General features: G+C 70.4%; 14 protein-coding genes and 3 pseudogenes. 8 read left to right on the forward strand and 9 right to left on the reverse strand.

The genetic code is table 11. The features are described from left to right. Positions 1–19 precede the first annotated feature (19 nt). The 5 genes from F4559_RS20980 to F4559_RS21000 form a co-directional block, all read right to left on the reverse strand. Positions 20–1,942, reverse strand: a complete 1,923-nt coding sequence (locus F4559_RS20980) for a VirB4 family type IV secretion system protein (RefSeq protein WP_184671190.1) — start codon at positions 1,940–1,942, stop codon at positions 20–22. Continuing rightward, a complete protein-coding gene (locus F4559_RS20985; RefSeq protein ID WP_184671192.1) occupies positions 1,942–3,162 on the reverse strand; it encodes a PrgI family protein in 1,221 nt (406 codons plus the stop codon). Before F4559_RS20985 ends, F4559_RS20980 begins: the two co-directional genes overlap by 1 nt. Beyond that, positions 3,159–5,393 carry a TrbL/VirB6 family protein gene (locus F4559_RS20990; protein WP_246445288.1) on the reverse strand — a complete coding sequence of 745 codons (2,235 nt, stop codon included), beginning with the start codon at positions 5,391–5,393 and terminating at the stop codon, positions 3,159–3,161. Before F4559_RS20990 ends, F4559_RS20985 begins: the two co-directional genes overlap by 4 nt. Before the next feature lie 129 nt (positions 5,394–5,522). After that, the gene (locus F4559_RS35330) at positions 5,523–5,837 is read right to left on the reverse strand and encodes a pilin (RefSeq protein ID WP_246446140.1); all 315 of its coding nucleotides are present in this window, start codon (positions 5,835–5,837) and stop codon (positions 5,523–5,525) included. A gap of 203 nt (positions 5,838–6,040) precedes the next feature. Further along, on the reverse strand, positions 6,041–7,099 hold the full coding sequence (locus F4559_RS21000) for a hypothetical protein (protein ID WP_184671194.1): 1,059 nt from the start codon (positions 7,097–7,099) through the stop codon (positions 6,041–6,043). A gap of 539 nt (positions 7,100–7,638) precedes the next feature. On the opposite strand from F4559_RS21000, the gene F4559_RS21005 reads away from it, so the two are divergent. From F4559_RS21005 to F4559_RS36045, 7 genes and pseudogenes are all read left to right on the forward strand, one after another. Beyond that, positions 7,639–8,775, forward strand: a complete 1,137-nt coding sequence (locus tag F4559_RS21005) for a hypothetical protein (protein ID WP_184671197.1) — start codon at positions 7,639–7,641, stop codon at positions 8,773–8,775. Further along, positions 8,772–10,007: a TRM11 family SAM-dependent methyltransferase gene (locus tag F4559_RS21010; protein WP_184671199.1), complete on the forward strand. Its 1,236-nt coding sequence runs from the start codon at positions 8,772–8,774 to the stop codon at positions 10,005–10,007. The genes F4559_RS21005 and F4559_RS21010 overlap by 4 nt, the downstream gene beginning before the upstream one ends. Continuing rightward, positions 10,004–10,558: pseudogene (locus tag F4559_RS35335) on the forward strand (DNA cytosine methyltransferase); the annotation flags it as partial. The gene F4559_RS21010 and the pseudogene F4559_RS35335, both read left to right, overlap by 4 nt. 265 nt (positions 10,559–10,823) lie before the next feature. Then, positions 10,824–11,090: a hypothetical protein gene (locus F4559_RS35340; protein WP_246446781.1), complete on the forward strand. Its 267-nt coding sequence runs from the start codon at positions 10,824–10,826 to the stop codon at positions 11,088–11,090. Between the two features lie 56 nt (positions 11,091–11,146). Further along, complete coding sequence (locus F4559_RS35345) at positions 11,147–11,473, forward strand: hypothetical protein (RefSeq protein ID WP_246446783.1); 327 nt, start codon at positions 11,147–11,149, stop codon at positions 11,471–11,473. Further along, the gene (locus F4559_RS21020; protein WP_184671203.1) at positions 11,470–12,423 is read left to right on the forward strand and encodes a hypothetical protein; all 954 of its coding nucleotides are present in this window, start codon (positions 11,470–11,472) and stop codon (positions 12,421–12,423) included. Before F4559_RS35345 ends, F4559_RS21020 begins: the two co-directional genes overlap by 4 nt. Before the next feature lie 14 nt (positions 12,424–12,437). Further along, positions 12,438–12,767 (forward strand): annotated as a pseudogene (locus F4559_RS36045) (phage integrase N-terminal SAM-like domain-containing protein); the annotation flags it as partial. Between the two features lie 104 nt (positions 12,768–12,871). Here the strand turns inward: F4559_RS36045 and F4559_RS35350 are convergent. Together F4559_RS35350 and F4559_RS36475 are read right to left on the reverse strand one after the other, a co-directional pair. Next, complete coding sequence (locus tag F4559_RS35350) at positions 12,872–13,789, reverse strand: IS3 family transposase (RefSeq protein WP_312865741.1); 918 nt, start codon at positions 13,787–13,789, stop codon at positions 12,872–12,874. After that, a complete protein-coding gene (locus F4559_RS36475) occupies positions 13,786–14,097 on the reverse strand; it encodes a transposase (RefSeq protein ID WP_184671205.1) in 312 nt (103 codons plus the stop codon). Before F4559_RS36475 ends, F4559_RS35350 begins: the two co-directional genes overlap by 4 nt. 67 nt (positions 14,098–14,164) lie before the next feature. Here F4559_RS36475 and F4559_RS21035 point away from each other — a divergent pair, with 67 nt between their 5' ends. Then, positions 14,165–14,989 (forward strand): transposase, encoded by an 825-nt coding sequence (locus F4559_RS21035; RefSeq protein ID WP_184671207.1) that lies wholly within the window; start codon positions 14,165–14,167, stop codon positions 14,987–14,989. 147 nt (positions 14,990–15,136) lie between these two features. Here the strand turns inward: F4559_RS21035 and F4559_RS21040 are convergent. Further along, positions 15,137–16,578 (reverse strand): IS3 family transposase gene (locus F4559_RS21040; protein WP_246445289.1). Its coding sequence is split into 2 segments (ribosomal slippage): positions 15,137–16,179 and positions 16,179–16,578, totalling 1,443 coding nucleotides; the frame shifts between segments, so codons are not numbered across the junction. A 38-nt stretch (positions 16,579–16,616) separates the two neighbouring features. Further along, positions 16,617–17,687: pseudogene (locus F4559_RS21050) on the reverse strand (IS256 family transposase); the annotation flags it as partial. Positions 17,688–17,709: the final 22 nt, after the last annotated feature.

Below are 17,709 nucleotides of genomic sequence, written 5' to 3' on the forward strand. Positions count from 1 at the left end.
TGCGTACGGGTGGTGGCGCTCAGGCGGCGTCGAGGTGGATCTGGTCGTCGCCGGAGTCGGAGTCGAACTCGTCTTCGTCGAAGCCCAGGTCGACGAACGCGGTGTCGGCCTCGTCGACCGGTTCGGCGGTGTCGGCGTAGGCGGCGATTTCGGCCGGGTTGCTGGTGACCAGGTAGTGCTCGGTCGGTGAGGCGATGCTCTGGAACGCCACCCTCTGCGTCCCGGCCGACAGCAAGCCCTGGCCACGGTCGGCGGAGAGCAGGAACGCGCGTTCCCCGGCGGAGAGGTCGAAGGTCTGGGTGATCTCGTCGATGGCCTGCGACGCCTGCCGCAACAGGATCTGGGTCGCCGCGTTCGCCACGACCGCCTTGCCCAGATCGCTGCCGAGCACGTCGGCGGTGTCCTGCGTGGCGACGGTCAACCCGGCCCAGTGCTTGCGGGACGCCTTGGCCATGCGGAACAGGAACTCGGCGCCGGACTTCTCCTTCATCAGCAGCCACGCCTCGTCGACCACGACCAGGCGCGGGCGGCGGATGGCCGGGTTGGACACCCGTCGCCACACCGCGTCCAAAGTCAGCAGGGTGCCGATGCCCTTCAGCTCGTCGGGCAGATCGCGCAGGCTGAACACGACGAGGTGGCCTTCGGGGTTGACGCTGCTGGGCCCGTCGAACAGCTGCTTGAACGCGCCCTCGACGAACGGATGAAGCCTCGCTGCGAGCTCACCCGCGGCCCGGTCGCTGGCCTGCCCGGCGCCCGCGAGCTGATCCCGCAAGACCCGCAGCGTCGGGGACGGCCGGGTCCAGGTGCGGGCGTCGGCGGTGATCCCGACGCTCTGGTAGGTCGCGGCGATCGCCCGGTCCAACGCCGCCCGCTCCGCCGCCTCCAACTCGCCACCGACGAGGACGGCGATGACGGTGTGCAGGAACAGCGACCGGCGCACCAACGCGTCCTTCGGTGCGGTGCGGCGGCCGTCGGCGCGGGTGTGGATCGGCAGGTCGAACGGGTTGAGGCGGACGCCGCGCGCGCCGAGGTGGACGTAGGTGCCGCCGACCGCGGCGGCCAGCCGGGCGTACTCGTCCTCGGGGTCGACCACGGCGATCTCGATGCCCCGGTACAACGACCGCAGCAGCTCCAGCTTCACCAGGTAGGACTTGCCCGCGCCGGAGCGGCCGAGGATCACCGAGTTGTGGTTGTGCATCCCCTCTCCGAACCGGTCCCAGTGCACCAAGCCCTGGGAGCCGACGTTGTAGCCGTAGAGCACGCCCGAGGGCGCGGCCACGCTGGTCGGGTCCGGTGCGGGCAGATCCGGGCTGGTGAAGGGGAACGCCGCTGCCAACGCCGAGGTGTCGAACGTGCGGCGCATCCCGATGAGGTCCAGGCCCATCGGCAGTGTCGACACCCAGCCCTGCAGGGACCGGTAGGTGGTGTGCTTGGCGTCGAGCAACAGGCTCGCGCACAGCGACCGCAAGGCGGCCACCTCATCCGTGAGCGTCTTCTCGGAGGCGGCGTGGATGGTCAGGTACAGCCCGACTCGAAACAGCTTTCCCTCGCCTCGGGCGACGCGGGAGGACAGGTCGTAGGCGTCCTCGGTGACGGCCTCGACTTGGGGGTCGAACAGGCGGCCGTGTTCGGCGGTGTGCCGGCGCCCGGCCTCCAATTTCGCGAGCTGCTTCTTCAGTCGTGAGGCGGCGGTGGCGGGGTCGATCGGCTCGATGTGCACCGAGACGTCCAGGCGGCCGGGGTAGGTCAGCAGCGGGGCGAGCCAGCCTGGGTGCACCTCGCGGGGGAAGCCGACCACGGCGAAGCTGGCGACCCACTCGCCTCCGACCTCCAGGTGCCGCGCGGCCACGGACAGGGCGTCGGGGGTGAACGCGGCAGCAGCCGACGAGGCTGCTGTCGGAGCGGCCGGGTTGCCGTTGGTCTTGCGTGTGCGGGAGGCCATCAGGACCGCCCCCTCTCGTCCTCGTAGTCCCAGTCGTCCCCGTACTCGTCCCTGTCCTCCGACCTCCCTGACGGCGCGCGGCTGGGCATCGTGGCGCGGTGCGCGAAGTAGGAGCCGCCGTCGATGTCGTCCTCGGTGAGATCCGCGCCGGAGGTGGTGATGACCTCGTCTGCGCCGGCCAGTCCTGCCGAAGGCGGCAGCAGGCTGTCGGGGTTGCACGCCGAGGCCAGCACCGCCGTGGCCTGCCCGGCGTCCAGCGGGGTTACCACGATCCCGGCCGGGGACAGCAGCTCGATCGCCTCGCCGAGACGGCGCACCAGGCGCGACTCCGCCGCCCGGCGGGTTCCGGCGTCGACCTGTTCACCTGCCTGCTTGCGGCGCTTGCCCGCCATCGAGCTGAGCACCGCCATCGGGCCGGGCCCGCCCAACCCGTCGGTCGGCGCGGCGACGCCGAGCGGCTCGCGGAGCACGAGCAACACCTGACGGCGCAGCAGGTCCGACTGCTGCCCGAGCTGGACCAGGTAGTCGGCGTGCTCGACCGCGGCGGCCTCCAGCGCCGGGTGCGGCAGTCCGCCCGCCCGCTCGCGCAGTTCGGCGATCTGGGTGGAGAGGTCGAGGCGTTCGGTGCGCACGAGCACCTGCACCGGCGCGGTCAGCGAGTGCAGGTAGCGGCCGAAGCTCGCGACGAGCGCTTCCTGTTCGTTCGGGGTCCGCAGCGCGAAGTTCACCGTGGAGGCAACCGCGATCACTGCCAGGCCGTCGGTGCCGAGGTCGACCACCCCGGTCTCGGTGACAGCCTCGGCCGGCAGCCGCAACGCCGAGGGCGAAACCTGCTCGGGCTGCCCGGTTCGGCTCTTGCCGCCCTTGCGGCGGCCTGCTGCCTGGTCGGTGTCCGGGGTGAGCCAGGCAGGTGCCGGGCGCACGCCCTCGGGCGCGGCGACCCGGTGCCGGGGTGCGACCCGTTGCCGGATCGCGGCGACGAGCAGCTTGTCCATCGGCACGCCGTCGCGCTTGCCCAGCGCGAGCATCGCCGAGGCCGCGCCGACGGGGACGGCGAAGGCCAGGAACACCGGGATGGGCATGAAGGCTCGGGTGGCCGCCCAGGTCAGGTAGAGCACCGCCCCGGCGGCGGCGAGGATGGCCAGTTGGCGTGCGGTCAGCGGCCCGAGGACGCGGTCGTGCATGTCGACATCGGCCGGGATACGAACGGGGGCGGTCATGAGGACTTACCTCCTGGTTTGGGACTCGGTGGCGCCGGTGGCGCCGGTGGTGACGGTGGTGAGCTGAAGACCGGCGTCGTCGGTGGCTTGGCTGGTTTGGGCAGGTCCAGCGGCAACCGCAACTGCTGTCCCGTTCGCGGGGACGGGCGAGGCGAGGCCGGCGGTGGCGGAGCGGGTGCGGGCTTGGGCGCCGGAGTCCGGCGCACGCCGTCCACTGGCAGTGGGTACTGGCCGCCGCGGGTCGCCCGGTTGCCCTTGTACGGGTCGAAGGGCAGCTCCGGCTGGACCACCCGACGCCCGCTCGGGTGTGGGCTCGGCGGGGGCGGCGGACTCGCCGGACGCGGCACGCGGCGCACCCCATCCAGGGGCAGCGGGTACTGCCCGGACCGGTTCGGGCGGTTGCCCCGGTAGGGGTCCAACGGCAACTCGAGCTGCTTGCCCCCGGCCGCACGGGTGCGACGACCGCCGGTGTCCGTCCCGGTGGGTGAGGCCGGTGGTGGCGTCGTGCGCTGGACGTCCAAGGGCAGTCGGTACTGCCCATCGCGGCCGAGCACCGGCTTGTTCTCCGGCCAGTCGTCACCCAACGGCAGTGCCAGCTGGCGGCCCTGCGGACCGGAGGACTTCGAGGCCGGACCGGGCTTCGGCTTCGGCGCGGGCTTGCCCGTCGGGCGGGTCCGGCGCACACCGGGCAGCGGCAGAACGTACTGCCCGTTCGCGGTGGTTTGCGCGTTGGCATACGGGTTGGACGAACCGCTGCCGCCGCTCGAACTTCCGCCGCCGTTGCCGCCCCGGCCGCCGCCCGATGGGCGGGGCTTCGGGCTCTTGGCGCCACCGCCGCCGAGCAGACCGAAGGTCTTGTAAGCGACGAACGCCCTTACCAGCGACCCGATCAGACCGCGACCGCCGCCCCCGCCACGCACCGAGGACAACACCCAGAACGGGATCTTGAACAGGATGTACATCAGCGCGAGCGCGACCAGGAGGTTGACCAACCCGGACATGGTCGGGCCGAAGATGGTGAACCCGCCGGGGGCGAGGAACACCTTCATCGCGGTGATCAGCGTGAGGCTCTGGCCGAGTTGGATGCCCAGGCAGCCGCCGTAGGCTTTCCACCACCAGTAGGCGATGCCCTCGGTCTGCGGCAGAGCGTGGAACATCAGCGCCAGCGGCGCCCCGGCGATGAGGATGATGGTCAGCGCGACCCGCACCACGTAGGTGATGAGCAGCGCGACGAGCATCCCGGCGAGGAAGATGCCGATGAAGATGATCCAGATGCCGCCGTTGAGACTGCCCAGCACGAGGTTGCGCAGCGTCTCGCCCGCGGAGTTCGCGTCGACCCCGCCGCCCATGATCGCCGCGACGAGGGCGTTGGCGATCTGGATGCCCTTGGTCGCCACCCACAGGCTCAAGGCGCCGGCCAGGAACCCGACCACCAGGCGGGGTGCGAGTTCCTTGATGGAGTGTCGGGTCTGGACGGTCTGGTAGCCCATCGCGATGACCCCGGCGATGAGGACGAGCAGGCCGTAGGAGATGAGCAGGATCTGCCAGGAGTTGTCCCACAGCTCGCCCACGCGCGGCAGCGAGTCCGGCATCGGCGTGGTCAGCAGCGTCTTGGACAACAGGTCCAGCAGCGGGTTGAGCGCCTCGGTGACGATGCCCCGGAAGAAGGCGTTGATGGCCTCGGTGATGCAGGCACCGATGTCGGTGATCCCGCAGTCGTCCTCGGGTTCCTCACCCTGACCGGGCTGCCCGGTGCCGGGGTTGGTCGGTGGCGCGGTGGTGGTGCCGGGCTGTGGGATGCAGCCCTCACCGGAGCACGGTGTCGGCGGGGTCGTGGTGCCGGTGGGCGCACACTGCTGCAGCGGAATGGCCGGGTCGCACGGCGGCAGCGTCGGGACCTCGGTCGGCAGCGGCAGCCCCGTCATCGGAGGCGTCGTGGTCGGCGTCGGCAGGGTGCAGATCGGCAGCGACGGCGAGCCCGGACCGCAGGGGTCCGGGTCGACCGTCGGAAGCGGAAGCGGCGGCAGGTCGGTCGGCGGCGCGGGCTGCGCCGCGGCAGCCGGGACCACCCGCGTACCCGAGTCGGGACTGAGCGCCGCCGAGGCGAGGGTGCCGCCCACCAGGACGACCAGGCTCACCGCCAACGCCACCAGCGCCCGGCTCCGCGTGACGCGAAGGAGTCGCCCGATCCGGCGGGTTCGCCGGGTGCTCGCGGTCGGAGGCGCGAGCATCTCCCGGTGGTCCGCCGACACCGTTCCGCGTCGCGCGGTGGGCGTTGTGTCGTGCAGTGAGCCGACGGTGGGGCCGACCGATGTGCGGCGTGGGGCAGACCTGACCGGCCTGTTCGGCGGGCGCATCGGTCAGGCCCCCACGATGCCCTTGAGCACCGTCACGACCAGCGGTGCGAGCGCGGCCAGGGCGTAGCCGATCCCGGCCGCCTTGAACGCCTCTTTGGACTTCTCCTGCTCGCCGGGGTCACCGCCGCCGAACACGCGGCGGACACCGCCGATGGTGAGGAACACCGTCGCCAGCCCGGCGAGGATGCCCATCAGCCAGTTGCGGATGTTGGTCAGGACCTCGTCGACGCTGCCCGCGATCGCGAGCACCACCGTGTCGGCGTGCGCAGTCGCGCCGGAGGCCAGCAGCGCCACCGCGACCAGTTCGGTGACCAGCAGGACGCGGCGGCGGATGCTGCTGCGGCGGTCGCTGCGCTTGTCAGAGGTCGGAGGTGTGTTGCCATCGTTGGCCAGCTGCCGCAGGCCCGCGCACGTCGGTGTGTGGGCTCGCGAGGTCACCTCGCGACGACCGACGACAGGTCCGCGGTGAGGCCGGTTGTCACCGGGCTGGCAGTGGTTGTGAGGACGAGCAGGGGTACGAGTCAGGCGCATCGCGACACTCCCGGAGTCGTGCCCGACGGCCGCTGTTCCGAGTGCTGTGTGGACTCGCGCGGCGGCGTGGGCGAAGAGGTGGTGTGCGCGGGGGTGGCTGGTTTCCTCCCGCACCCCTGAACTCCGGAAAATCGGCCCTGCGGGGACACGCGGTCGCCGACTTTCTTCGCCGTGCGCGCCGCCAGATCAGTGACGCTGCGTGACAGCGAAGCGTCGGCGATCGAGTGCTGGGCGGCGGCGGTGATGGTCACCGCGTCGGCCACCTGGTTCGCCACGTCGCCCTCGTGGGGACCGGTGTGCGGGGTGTCGGTGGTGTCGTCGAGCAGGTAGGCGACCAGGCGGCGCTCGGCGCGTTGGCGTGCCTTCTTCGCCGCTTGGTAGGAGAGGTTGCGTTCGGCTGCGGCGTCGGCCAGCGGGACGCCTTCCAGCCGGGTGGAGCCGATGAGTTCGGCCTCGGCGGCGGTGATCGCGTGCTCGGCGACAGCGCGGGCGAGGACGAAGTCCGGGTGGCCCCACGGGGGCGGCGGCATCGTCGAGCGGAACCCGTGTCCCGAGGGCACCGGCGCGTCCAGCGCCTCGCGCACGGCGGTGTGGCCGGCGCGGTAGGCGGCCCACCGCAGACGCAACATGACGCGCGGGCGGCGCAGGTCGATCTCGCCGAGCTCGGCGACGAAACCGGCGAGCACCGCGGCGTGGATGTCGCTCGGGTCACCGGCGAACTTCGCCGACAAGGTGGCGGCGATGGAGGTCAGTGCGGGCAACGCGACCCCGACCGCGCCGACAGTCCAGGTGCCGCCCTCGGTGCGGGCGAGCAGGACCAGGTGTGCCCACGCCGCGTCCCGCAGCGTCTGGGGGCAGCGGCGGCGCAGCAGCAGGTCGCGCAGCTCGTTCAACGGCACCCGCCGTGCCGGGAGACCGGGGAACAACCGGCCGTCCACCGACACCGGATGCGGTCCGGCGACCAGCCACTCGAACGCCGAGCGCGCCGCGTCCAGGGGCATGGAGTCGCGCTCGAAACCGGAGCGCGGAATAGCCTCGCGTGAACTCATGGAATGGCTCCCGAAAGCAAGTCGGAATCAACGACTTGCCCAGGACGCCACGGCGGGTAGTACCAACCGATAACCAAACTGGTACCGAACTAGTACCGCAGAGGTACCGACGATCACCACGCCCGCTCCACAGGCGTCACAAGATCGACTCTGACCCTCGTTGTGGATCACAGAACATGCGCAGTCAAGATCGAATCGACTTGCTCGGTAATACCCATCTAGCTGGCAATATGGGCTTCCGGTACTAGTTCGGTACCAGTTTGGCAAGAGCCGTGAGCGAGCCGTCACGTGCTGCGATAGGTCGGAGTGCTCGCGATCTACGGCGGGCTCGGAAAAAGTGCTTGGTTCGCTTCTGCTGGACCCGCCGCCTCCCTCCGTGCAGGCACGCGCGCGCGAGCCTTTCCCGGCTATTCGCGGCCGTATAAAGCGGTTGAAAAAAGTGACTGGGGCGTGTCCCCAAAGGGGCTGTATTTCGGAGTTCAGGGGTGTCATCAGCGCCTCGCACCGACAGGCGCACCCAGCCTGGCGAAGGGACACCCGTGACCCAGCCCGATAACTCCGCCCGCCGCTCGCACGGACGGCGCACGGACTCCACCCACCCGGCTCCGGCCCGCCCCGGCGGGCGCCGAGGCGGCGACCGCCGAGCCTGGCCGACCGCTCCCACCACCACCCGCGTCAGCCCCGGCAAGCCCGCGAAGACCACGGCCGGCACCGGCCGCTCGCGCTCACGCGGGTCGGCCTCGACCCCGACTCCGGCGACCGTCTGGACCGCCGGTTCCGCACCGATCGACCTCGACGCCACCTGGCCCGCGGCCCTCGTCGAGCGGATCGTCACCTCGTTCAGCAAGCCCGCCGAACGGGTCGTGCTGCTGGACTGGCCGACCCCCGAGCGCACCCGCCCGACGCTCGGCGTGGTCGGTGCCGACGGCGTCATCGACCACGCCCCCGGAACCGAGTCGGACCCCGAACTGGCCCACGCCATCGCCGCTGTCGAACGCCTCCACCGCGTCGCGCGCGTGGAGCGCGTCCCGGTCGATCCGACGTCGACCGGCCCAGCCTCCCGCCCGTTCTGGGCCGACCTCGTCGGCGGGGCGGGACCGGCTTCCGCGACCCTCCCCACGGCACCGGAGGTCGCTGTCGAGGTGCCCGTCCCGGACGCGGTGACCGAACGCGCGGACAGCGCCGACTTGATCGTCACCAGCCTGCCGACGCACCGCTTCGGCGACCACGGTCACGGCAACACCGCCGACCTCATCGCGCTCTACGCGGCACGGCGGCTCCGGGTCGGCGGCATCCTCGTCGTGTTCACGCACTGTGACTGGACGTCGGGCGAGCTGACCGACCCGACAGGCGCGGTAGTGACCGCAGGACAGAACGCCGACCTGCTCTACCTCCAGCACATCGTCGCCCTGCACACGCCCGTCCGCGACGGCCGTTTCCACCTCGCCGACGCCCACTTCGATGCTCACTCCGACGGCGTCGACGGTGAGCGCTACATCGACGACGGCGACGCGCGTGCGCGTCACCGCGCCTTGGTGCGCGGACTGCCCGCGCCGCATCGGCGCATCCACTCCGACGTCCTCGTCTTCGCCCAGCCGCACGACCACCAGCCGACGCCCCTGGCGTCGCCGAGTGCGTCCACGGACGCGGTCTCGCAGCGCGAAGACCTCCGATGAACACCGCGCCCGACTCCGCGCCGAACGACGACTTCGCCCACCCCGGACCGCTCCGCCAGGAAGGCACGCCCGTGACGCACGACGCCACCCACCAGCCCGCCGCCGAGTCCTCCGCTGCCTCATCCGAACTGACCGCCGCAGCGGTCGGCGACGAGCCGACCCAGCGCATCCCGCGCGCGCTCATCGCCGCGCTCGACACCCCGCCCACCGCTGTGGACAACCCTGTGGACAGCGGTGAGCAGAACGGCAGTGCGGAGCCGCGCGCGGTGTCGGTGTGGACGACCGCGCAGTCCTCGCCGGCCGCCCAGCGCAAGAACAAGTATACGCCCGAGTCGACCGCGCATCCGGCCAAGATGTTGCCCGAGGTCGTCCGCCACGCCGTCACCCATTACACGAAGCCGGGCGAGCTGGTGCTCGACCCGATGTGCGGCATCGGCACCACCCTCGTCGAAGCCGTCCGCCTCGGTCGCCGCGCCGTCGGGGTGGAGTACGAACCGCACTGGGTCGAGGTTGCGAACGCGAATCTCGACGTCGCACGGGAGCAGGGCGTCGGCGGCGAGAAGGGGATCGACGCGCGGGTGTTCCACGGCGACGCCCGCCAGCTCGTGACGCTGCTGCCGCCGGAGTACGTCGGGCAGGCGGCGCTGGTGGTGACCTCCCCGCCCTACGGGCCCTCGACCCACGGGCAGGTGTCGGTCGCACCGGGCGCGGGGGTGCAGAAGTACCACCACCTCTACGGCAACACACTCGACCGCGGCAACCTCGCCAACATCGGCCACCACCGCCTGCTGGCCGGCTTCACCCGCATCCTCGCCGCGCTGCGCACCTTCCTGCGACCGGGTGGGCACATCGCCATCACCATCCGCCCCTGGCGCGAGCACGCCGAGCTGATCGACCTGCCCTCGCAGATCCTCGCCTGCGGACGCGCGGCCGGCCTGATCCCCGTCGAGCGCAACGTCGCGCTGCTCGCCCGTGCCGCCGAGACCGACCTCGTGGCCCGCGGCAGCTTCTTCCAACGCGACTTCATCCGCAAGCAGCGGGAGGCCGGACTGCCGCTGCACCTGATCGCCCACGAGGACGTCCTCGTCTTCCGCACCACCCTGCACAAGTCCGCCGGAAGCACCGCGGCCGGTACTTCGGCGGAGGACGTGGTGGACCTCGCACAGTACCGCTCGCGGCGGTCCGCGACCGCCGCGAGCAGCAGTGCGGGTGAGCGAGGCCAGGCGGCATGACACGCCGTTCACCGCGCTCACGCCGCGAGCGGGCGGCCCGTCCGCTCACTCTCGTCCCGGTCCCGACTGTGACGCCGGGGCCGGGACGGCGGGCCCGCCCTGTCACCGAGCCCGGTCCGGTCGTGGGCTCGTTGTGTACCGGCTACGGCGGCCTGGACCTCGGCGTGCTGGCCGCGCTCGGCGGTGGCCGGATCGCCTGGGTCTCCGACCCCGACCCGCACATCACTCAGATCCTCGACGCCCGGACACCGGGCATCCCGAACCTCGGTGACCTGCGGCACGTCGACTGGGCCGCGGTCGAACCGGTCGACGTGCTCGTCGCGGGGTTCCCCTGTCAGGACATCTCCGCCGCCGGGAAGCGGGCGGGCATCGAGAAGGGAGTCCGCAGTGGGCTGTGGGCCGACATCGTGGCGGGCCTTCGCGTACTACGACCCGCGCTCGTCGTGGTGGAGAACGTCGCCGCGCTTCGCTGGCGCAACGGAGGACTCCACCGTGTACTCGGCGACCTGGCCGAAGCGGGGTATGACGCGCTCTGGCGTAGCGTCCGCGCCGCCGACGTCGGCGCCCCGCACCGCCGCGAGCGGGTGTTCCTGCTCGCCTGGCTGCGCGAGCCCCGCGCCGACCGACGAGGCGGAGATGCTGCCGACGCCGACCGCGCACGACGGCTCGTCGAATGGCATCAGCGCCGCCAGCAGGCAGGGCGGTCCGTCGCTGCCGGACCAACTGCGGCTGTTGCCGACGCCGACGGCCTCGGACGCGAAGAACTGCACGCACCGCGCGCAGACCGGTGGCCTGTCGCTGCCGGATGCAGCGCGGTTGTTGCCGACCCCGCGGGCCTCGGACACCGGCACGGCGGGCCGCAAGGCGGGGGCGGGGTTCCGGCCACCGCTGTCACAGCAGGTGCTCCCGCTGGTGGACCCCGAGGCATTCCTGCCGACGCCACGAGCGACGGACGGGACGAAGGGCTGCCCAGCGCAACGCGGCTCCAAGGGCGACCTGATGCTGCCCTCGGCGGTCATCCGCCTGCTCACCCCACCGGCGCACCACCGAACCGACGGCAACGAGACCGACGACATCTCGTAGCGGCCCCCGACCGCGACAACACGACGAGTCGGGCATCCGGCGTCGCGTCGGCACCGGTGAACTGGGGTGTCTACGAGGCGGCGATCCACCGTTGGGAAGCGGTGCTGGGCCGCTCGACACCGCACCCGACCCAGCCCGGCAATCACGGCCGCCCGGTCCTGGCGCCCGCCTTCGTCGAGCACCTCATGGGGCTGGCCGAAGGCTGGGTCACCGACCTTCCGCTGCCCCGCACCGCACAGCTCCGTGCGCTGGGCAACGGCGTGGTTCCCCAGCAAGCCGCCTACGCGGTGGCCCTGCTGCTGGACGACTTCGCCGAACTGCTCGACATCAGCACCGACACCGACGACCGGTCGCCGACCGGACAGGAGGTGACCGCAGCATGACCACGACAAGCCTGAAGGCCACCGACACCGGGCCCGCCTTGCGACTGCTGTCCCTGGGCGCTGGAGTGCAAAGCACGACCGTGCTGTTGCTGGCGTGCGAGGGCGAGATCGCGCGCTTCGACGTCGCCCTGTTCGCCGACACCGGCTGGGAGCCGCGCGTCGTCTACACGAACCTCGACCGCCTTGCCTCGCACGCCGAGCGCAAGGGCATCCCGGTGCGCCGGGTCTCGGCCGGGAACATCCGCGCCGACGCCCTTGACCCACGCCACCGCTTCGTCTCGATGCCGCTGCACACCCTCAACCCTGACGGGTCCCGAGGGCTCGCCCGTCGGCAGTGCACTTCGGAGTACAAGATCATTCCACTGAAGAAGGCGGCCCGCGAACTGCTGGGCTATCCGCATCCGCGGCGGGTGCCGCGAGGGGTGTTCGCCGAGCAGGCCATCGGCATCAGCATCGACGAGTTCCACCGGGCCAAGGACTCCGGGCTGCGGTTCCTGCGGAACTTCTTTCCGCTGCTAGAGCTGGGCTTCGACCGGGCCCGCTGCGTCGACTTCCTCGCCGAACGCGGCTTCGGGGAGACGGTCAAGAGCGCCTGCGTCGGGTGCCCGTTCCACGGCAACGCGGGCTGGCGCTGGGTACGGGACAACGACCCGCAGGGCTGGGCGGAGGCGGTCGAGTTCGACCGCGCCATCCGCCACGGCTACCCGCACGCCACCACCCATGGGCAAGAGCTGCGCGGCCAGTACTTCCTGCACCGCTCCTGCCTCCCGCTGGATGAAGTCGACCTCGACGCGCCCACCAAGTCCAGGAGTAAGAAGCACTTGCGACTGATCACCTCCGACTCGGCCGACGTGGCAGCGGACAGCGTGGAGGAGGACGGTGATCCAGATGGGTGCTCTCCCTGGTCATGTCGCTCTGGCACCCCGACCACCTCGGAGCGTGCAGCGTGACGACGAGCCACCCGATGTCCCACTCCCCGAAGCGACACACGACAACGTCGGATCTGGACCGCCTGCTTACTGACCTGCCGAAAGTGTGGTCGAGCTTCCTACGCGACTGGGACCGCATCCTTCGATCGCGCAACCACCCGATGACGACCAGGTACAACTACATCCTCGCTGTATCCCAGTTGGCCCGCTACCTGGCGGCAAGGTCTGTGGACGGCGATACCTGGGCTGCAGCACAAGACCCCACCGCAGTGGAGAAGCAGCACATCGAGCTGTTCCAAGCCTGGATGATCGACAGTCGATCAGCCGCCACGGCGTTGAACAAGCACAAGGCCCTGCAGCAGTTCCTCAAGTGGCTCCAACTGGACGAGGAGGAGATCGAGCGCTCACCGATGGATCGGGTAAAGCAGCCCCGGACAGATGAGCTTCCCCCGGTAACCCAAGGTGGTTGTTACCTGGATCGGGTCGGTGATGCCGGGATGGTAGTCGGTTCGGCCTGGGTGGCGTGCCAAGCGGCTTCGTACTCGTCGGGACTGAGCCAGCCGAGGTCCTTCTGGATGCGTTCGGTGTTGTAGAACCCGTCGATATAGCGGAACAGCTCGTTCTCGGCCTCGTCGCGGGTGCGCCAGGAGCGGCGGTAGACCAGCTCGATCTTGAGCGTGGAGAAGAAATTCTCCATCAGGGCGTTGTCGTAGGAGTCGCCGACCGACCCCATCGAGGGCAGGATTCCGTTGTCCGCCAACCGTTCCGCGAAACGGAAGGCCGTGTAGGTCGACCCGCGGTCGCCGTGGTGGATCAGCTGTCCGTCGCGCACGTCGCGGGACCAGATCGCGTACTCCAGGGCGCCGAGCACGAGGTCGGTGTCGCAGCGGTCGCTGGTCTTCCAGCCCACGATCCGGTTGGAGAACGCGTCACGGACGGCCGCGAGCCAGAAGACGCCCTCTCCGGTGCGGATCCGGGTGGCATCGGCCACCCACAACCGGTCCGGCGCGGGCGCGGTGAAGTCCCGGTTCACCCGATCGGGCGCCGGTGCCGCTCGTGGATCCTGCCTCGTCGACGGGGCGCGCCACTGTTTGCGCAGGAAGGCGCCCTGCAGGCCGGCCTGGCGCATCAGCCGCTCGACCCGCTTGCGCGACACGCGGATGCACCGACGACGCAGCACCCGGTGAACCCGCGGACTGCCGTAGGTCCCGCCCGAGGCGGTGTGGATGTCGACGATCTCGGCGGTGATCGCCTCGTCCTCGTGTTCGCGGCGGGACGGGTTGACCTGCCGGGCCACCCAGCCGTGGTAGGTGGAGGAAGCGACACCGAGGACCCGGAGGACGAACTCGACCCCGAAGCGGCCGCGAAGCTGCTCGACGAGCTTCACGACCGTCGCCGGGTCGGGTCGAGTTCGGCCGCGAAAAACGCGGACGCGGTCTTCAGGATCTCGTTGGCGCGCTTGAGTTCCGCGTTCTCCTTTCGCAGCCGGCGCAGCTCCTCGGACTCGGTGGTCGTGGGCCGGTCGCCACGTTCGCCGTGGTCGGCCTCGTCCTGCCGGATCCAGTTCCGCAACGCCTCCGGGTGCACGCCCAGCTGCTCGGCCAGACGCCGGATCACCGGCTTGGGATCCGACTCCCGGTACAACCGGACAGCACGAGCCCTCAACTCGTCGGGGTACTTCTTCGGTGGTGCCACGGACGACTCCCTTCAGGCCCTATCGGACCATGTCTGGAAAGACTCCGGGCTACCGGGGGAAGCTCACTTGTGGCGCAACCTCTGCGACAAGGTGCTGCTCGAGGTCCGCGCGCACGCCGGGTGTCGGGCCACGGTCAACCCGCCCCGCCCCGGCGGGGTTCACGAGCAGACCGTCCGCGAACGCCGGGACAAGGTCCACGAGCTGCTCGATCAAGGTGTCGGCCTGCTCGACTGCACACGGCGCCTGGGCGTTGCCCTCGACACCGTCAAACGCTACGCCCGCATGCCCGAACCCCACACCACGCGCATCGCCCCCAGCTACCGTCCGACGCTGGTCGACCCCTACCGCGAGCATCTACGCGCCCGTCGCGCCGCCGACCCCGCGATCCCGGTCACCCGCCTGCTCGCCGAGATCCGCGACTTGGGCTACACCGGCAGCGCCAACCTGCTGGTCCGCTACCTCGACCAGGGCCGCGCCGAAGGCGAGCGCCCCGTCACCACCACCCGCCACGCAAGCTGTCTTCTACTCGCCAAACCCGAGAACCTGCGCCCGAAAGACACGGAGTTATTGGAAAAGATCACCGCGGCCTGCCCGGAGATGACCACACTCGCCAGCCTGGTGCGCGGTTTCGCCGTCCTGCTGAAGCCGGCCGCGGGCAACGACGCGAAACTTACCGAGTGGATCGCGGAGGCCCGCGCCGTCGACTTACCGTACTTGCGCGGTCTCACCAACGGTCTGGGGATCGACCGGTCCGCTGTGGACGCTGCCGTGACCCTGCCCTGCCACAACGGCCGCACCGAAGGCGTCAACACCCGCACCAAAAGGATCATGAGACAGATGCACGGGCGCGCCGGATTCGACCTCCTCCGCCACCGCATCCTCCTACCCTGACAGACACCCAGCGTCACCACCGACTACGGGCCAGAGCCAAACGAGCGGTGTAACTCTGGTTGTGAAGGGCTACTTGCGTCCGGCGGCCGTCGAAGGCGATCTCGAAGGCGTTCCGGTAGTTGTCAAGTCAAGTGAGACACGTTGTGTCTATGGGGCCGGTTGTGGTTGGTCGAGGGGTTGGTTGATCCAGGCCACCTCGGGCAGCGCGGGTGGGCGGGGTCGGCGGGCGAATCGCTCCGGGTGTCGGGCGTGGGCGCGGTCGAGAGTGGCCTGGCGTTGATCGCGGATCCGTCCGGCGGTGCCGAAGTGCACCGAGGCCGGGGTGTGCATGCCGATGCCGGAGTGGCGGTGCTCGTGGTTGTAGGCCAGGAAGAATCCTTCGCAGAACAGGCGGGCGTCGGCGAGGGAGCCGAACCGGTCGGGGAAGTCGGGCATGTACTTCAGGGTCTTGAACTGCGCTTCGGAATAGGGGTTGTCGTTCGAGGTGCGGGGGCGGGAATGCGAACGCAGGACGCCGAGGTCGGTCAGGAGTTCGGAGACCGGTTTGGACACCATGGCGCCGCCTCTGTCGGCGTGGATCGTGTGCGGTTCGGTGCCGTTGCGGGCGATGGCCTCGGCGAGGAAGTCCTTCGCCAGGACGGCGTCCTCGGCGGCGGCGACCAGCCAGCCGGTGACGTAGCGGGAGAAGATGTCCAGCACGACGTAGCACTTGTACCAGACGCCTTTGACCGGTCCTTTCAACGCGGTGATGTCCCAGGACCACACCTCGCCCGGGCCGCGGGCGGACAGCTCGGGCCGGGTCCGCGGCGGGTGGGTGGCGATCCGGCGGCGTTCGCGGACCTGGCCCTGGGCGCGGGCGATCCGGTACATCGTCGAGATCGAGCACCAGTAGCGGCCCTCGTCCAGTTCGCGCGCCCACACCTGCGGGATCGCCAGATCCCGGTAGGCCGGTGACGTCAGCACCTCCAGCACCCGGGCGCGCTCGTCGGCGTCCAGGGCCTGGGGTGGGGGTGTCCGCGCCGGCCGTGGCCCGTGGATCGGGCCTGTCGGGTTGAGGTGCCGGTAGTGCGTCGCCCGGGAGGTCCCGGTCAGCGCGCATGATTTCTTCACCGAGAGACCGGCCGCGCGCAGTTCGGTGAACGCGGTCGTCAGGATTTGCGAGGCGGCGTGTCGTCCTCCGCGCTCCCGGACAGTTCCTCCAAGAGCGCGTGTGCTTTTCCCATGATGTCCAGTGCCATTCGGGTCTTCGCGAGATCGGAGGCGAGTTTCTCGTTCTGGCGGCGCAGTCTCTCCAGTTCGACTTGTTCGGCGGATTTCCTCGCCGGTTTCGTCTGGGCGCCGGGTTCGGCCGCCTGGCCGGTCAGGCGTCCCGCGTCGCGTGCCCGGGTCCATTCGATGATGTGGGAGGAGTAGAGGCCCTCGCGCCGCAGGATCGCTCCCTTCTCCCCGGCGGGGGCGTTCTCGTACTCGGTGACCACGGCCAGTTTGTAGTCCGGGGTGAACACCCGGCGCGACGGACGTGGCGCCGGGTCGGCCTGGTCGTCGCGGGAGGGCCGGGACTGCTTGTCGGATGGCGAGGACACGGTCATCAGGATCTCCGATCCCGCCCTCGATCATGAACCCACCCTCACACAGGGTGTCTCACGTAAGTCTGACCAAGAGGGTTCAGGGCGGGTTTCCAGCGCATGGTCCAGCGTTTGCGTCCGGTGCGGGTCGGATCGAGACTCACGACCGCCATGTAGACACACTTGAGCGCGGCCTGTTCGTTGGGGAAGTGGCCCCGGGCCTTGACCGCACGGCGGATGCGGGCGTTGACCGACTCGATCGCGTTCGTGGAGCAGACGATCCGTCGGATCTCGGTGTCGAACGCGAGGAACGGCACGAACTCGGCCCAGGCGTTGTCCCACAACCGCACGATCGCCGGATAGCGGGCGCCCCAGGCGTCGACGAACTCGGCGAACCGCTCCCTCGCGGCGGCCTCGGTGGGTGCGGTGCAGACGGGCTTGAGGGCCTTGGCGACGGCGTCCCAGTGCTGACGTGCGGCGTAGCGGAAGCTGTTGCGCAGCAGGTGGACAACGCAGGTCTGCACGACCGTGCGCGGCCAGACCGTGGTGACCGCGTCGGGCAGTCCGGTCAGCCCGTCGCAGACCACCATGAGCACGTCGGCGACACCGCGGTTGCGCAGCTCGGTAAGCACGTGCAACCAGTACTTGGCGCCCTGGCCGCCGTCGCCGGCCCACAGTCCGAGGAAGTCGCGGTGCCCCTCGACGGTCACGGCCATCGCCATGTAGACCGGTCGGTTGGCGACCTGCCCGCCACGGATCTTGACGTGCACGGCGTCGATGAAGATCACCGGATAGACGACGTCCAGAGGCCGGTCCTGCCATTCGACCACCTTGTCGGTGATCGTGGAGATGGTCTGCCGGGAGACCTCGGCACCGCAGACCTCGGCCAGGTGCGCGCTGATCTCGCCGGTGGTCAGACCCTTGGCGGACAGCGAGATGACCATCTCGTCGACGCCGGTGAGGCGCTTCTGCCGCTTGGCCACGATCCTCGGCTCGAACTCGGCGTTGCGGTCACGCGGCACGTCGATCTCCACCGGCCCCACATCGGTGAGCACGGTCTTGGAGCGGATGCCATTGCGCGAGTTGCCCGTCCCGCGACCAGCGGGATCGTGCTTGTCATAGCCCAGGTGATCAACTGGCGCGGGCACCAACCAC

Origin of the sequence: Saccharothrix violaceirubra, from assembly GCF_014203755.1 — a bacterium.
In the GTDB taxonomy this organism is placed as follows: domain Bacteria; phylum Actinomycetota; class Actinomycetes; order Mycobacteriales; family Pseudonocardiaceae; genus Actinosynnema; species Actinosynnema violaceirubrum.

Excerpts from the sequence above, each read along its gene's own strand:
- F4559_RS21010 (WP_184671199.1), top strand. The coding sequence starts at position 8,772 with ATGAACACCGCGCCCGACTCCGCGCCGAACGACGACTTCGCCCACCCC.
- F4559_RS20985 (WP_184671192.1), bottom strand. The coding sequence starts at position 3,162 with ATGACCGCCCCCGTTCGTATCCCGGCCGATGTCGACATGCACGACCGC.
- F4559_RS21020 (WP_184671203.1), top strand. The coding sequence starts at position 11,470 with ATGACCACGACAAGCCTGAAGGCCACCGACACCGGGCCCGCCTTGCGA.
- F4559_RS21000 (WP_184671194.1), bottom strand. The coding sequence starts at position 7,099 with ATGAGTTCACGCGAGGCTATTCCGCGCTCCGGTTTCGAGCGCGACTCC.
- F4559_RS20990 (WP_246445288.1), bottom strand. The coding sequence starts at position 5,393 with ATGCTCGCGCCTCCGACCGCGAGCACCCGGCGAACCCGCCGGATCGGG.
- F4559_RS20980 (WP_184671190.1), bottom strand. The coding sequence starts at position 1,942 with ATGGCCTCCCGCACACGCAAGACCAACGGCAACCCGGCCGCTCCGACA.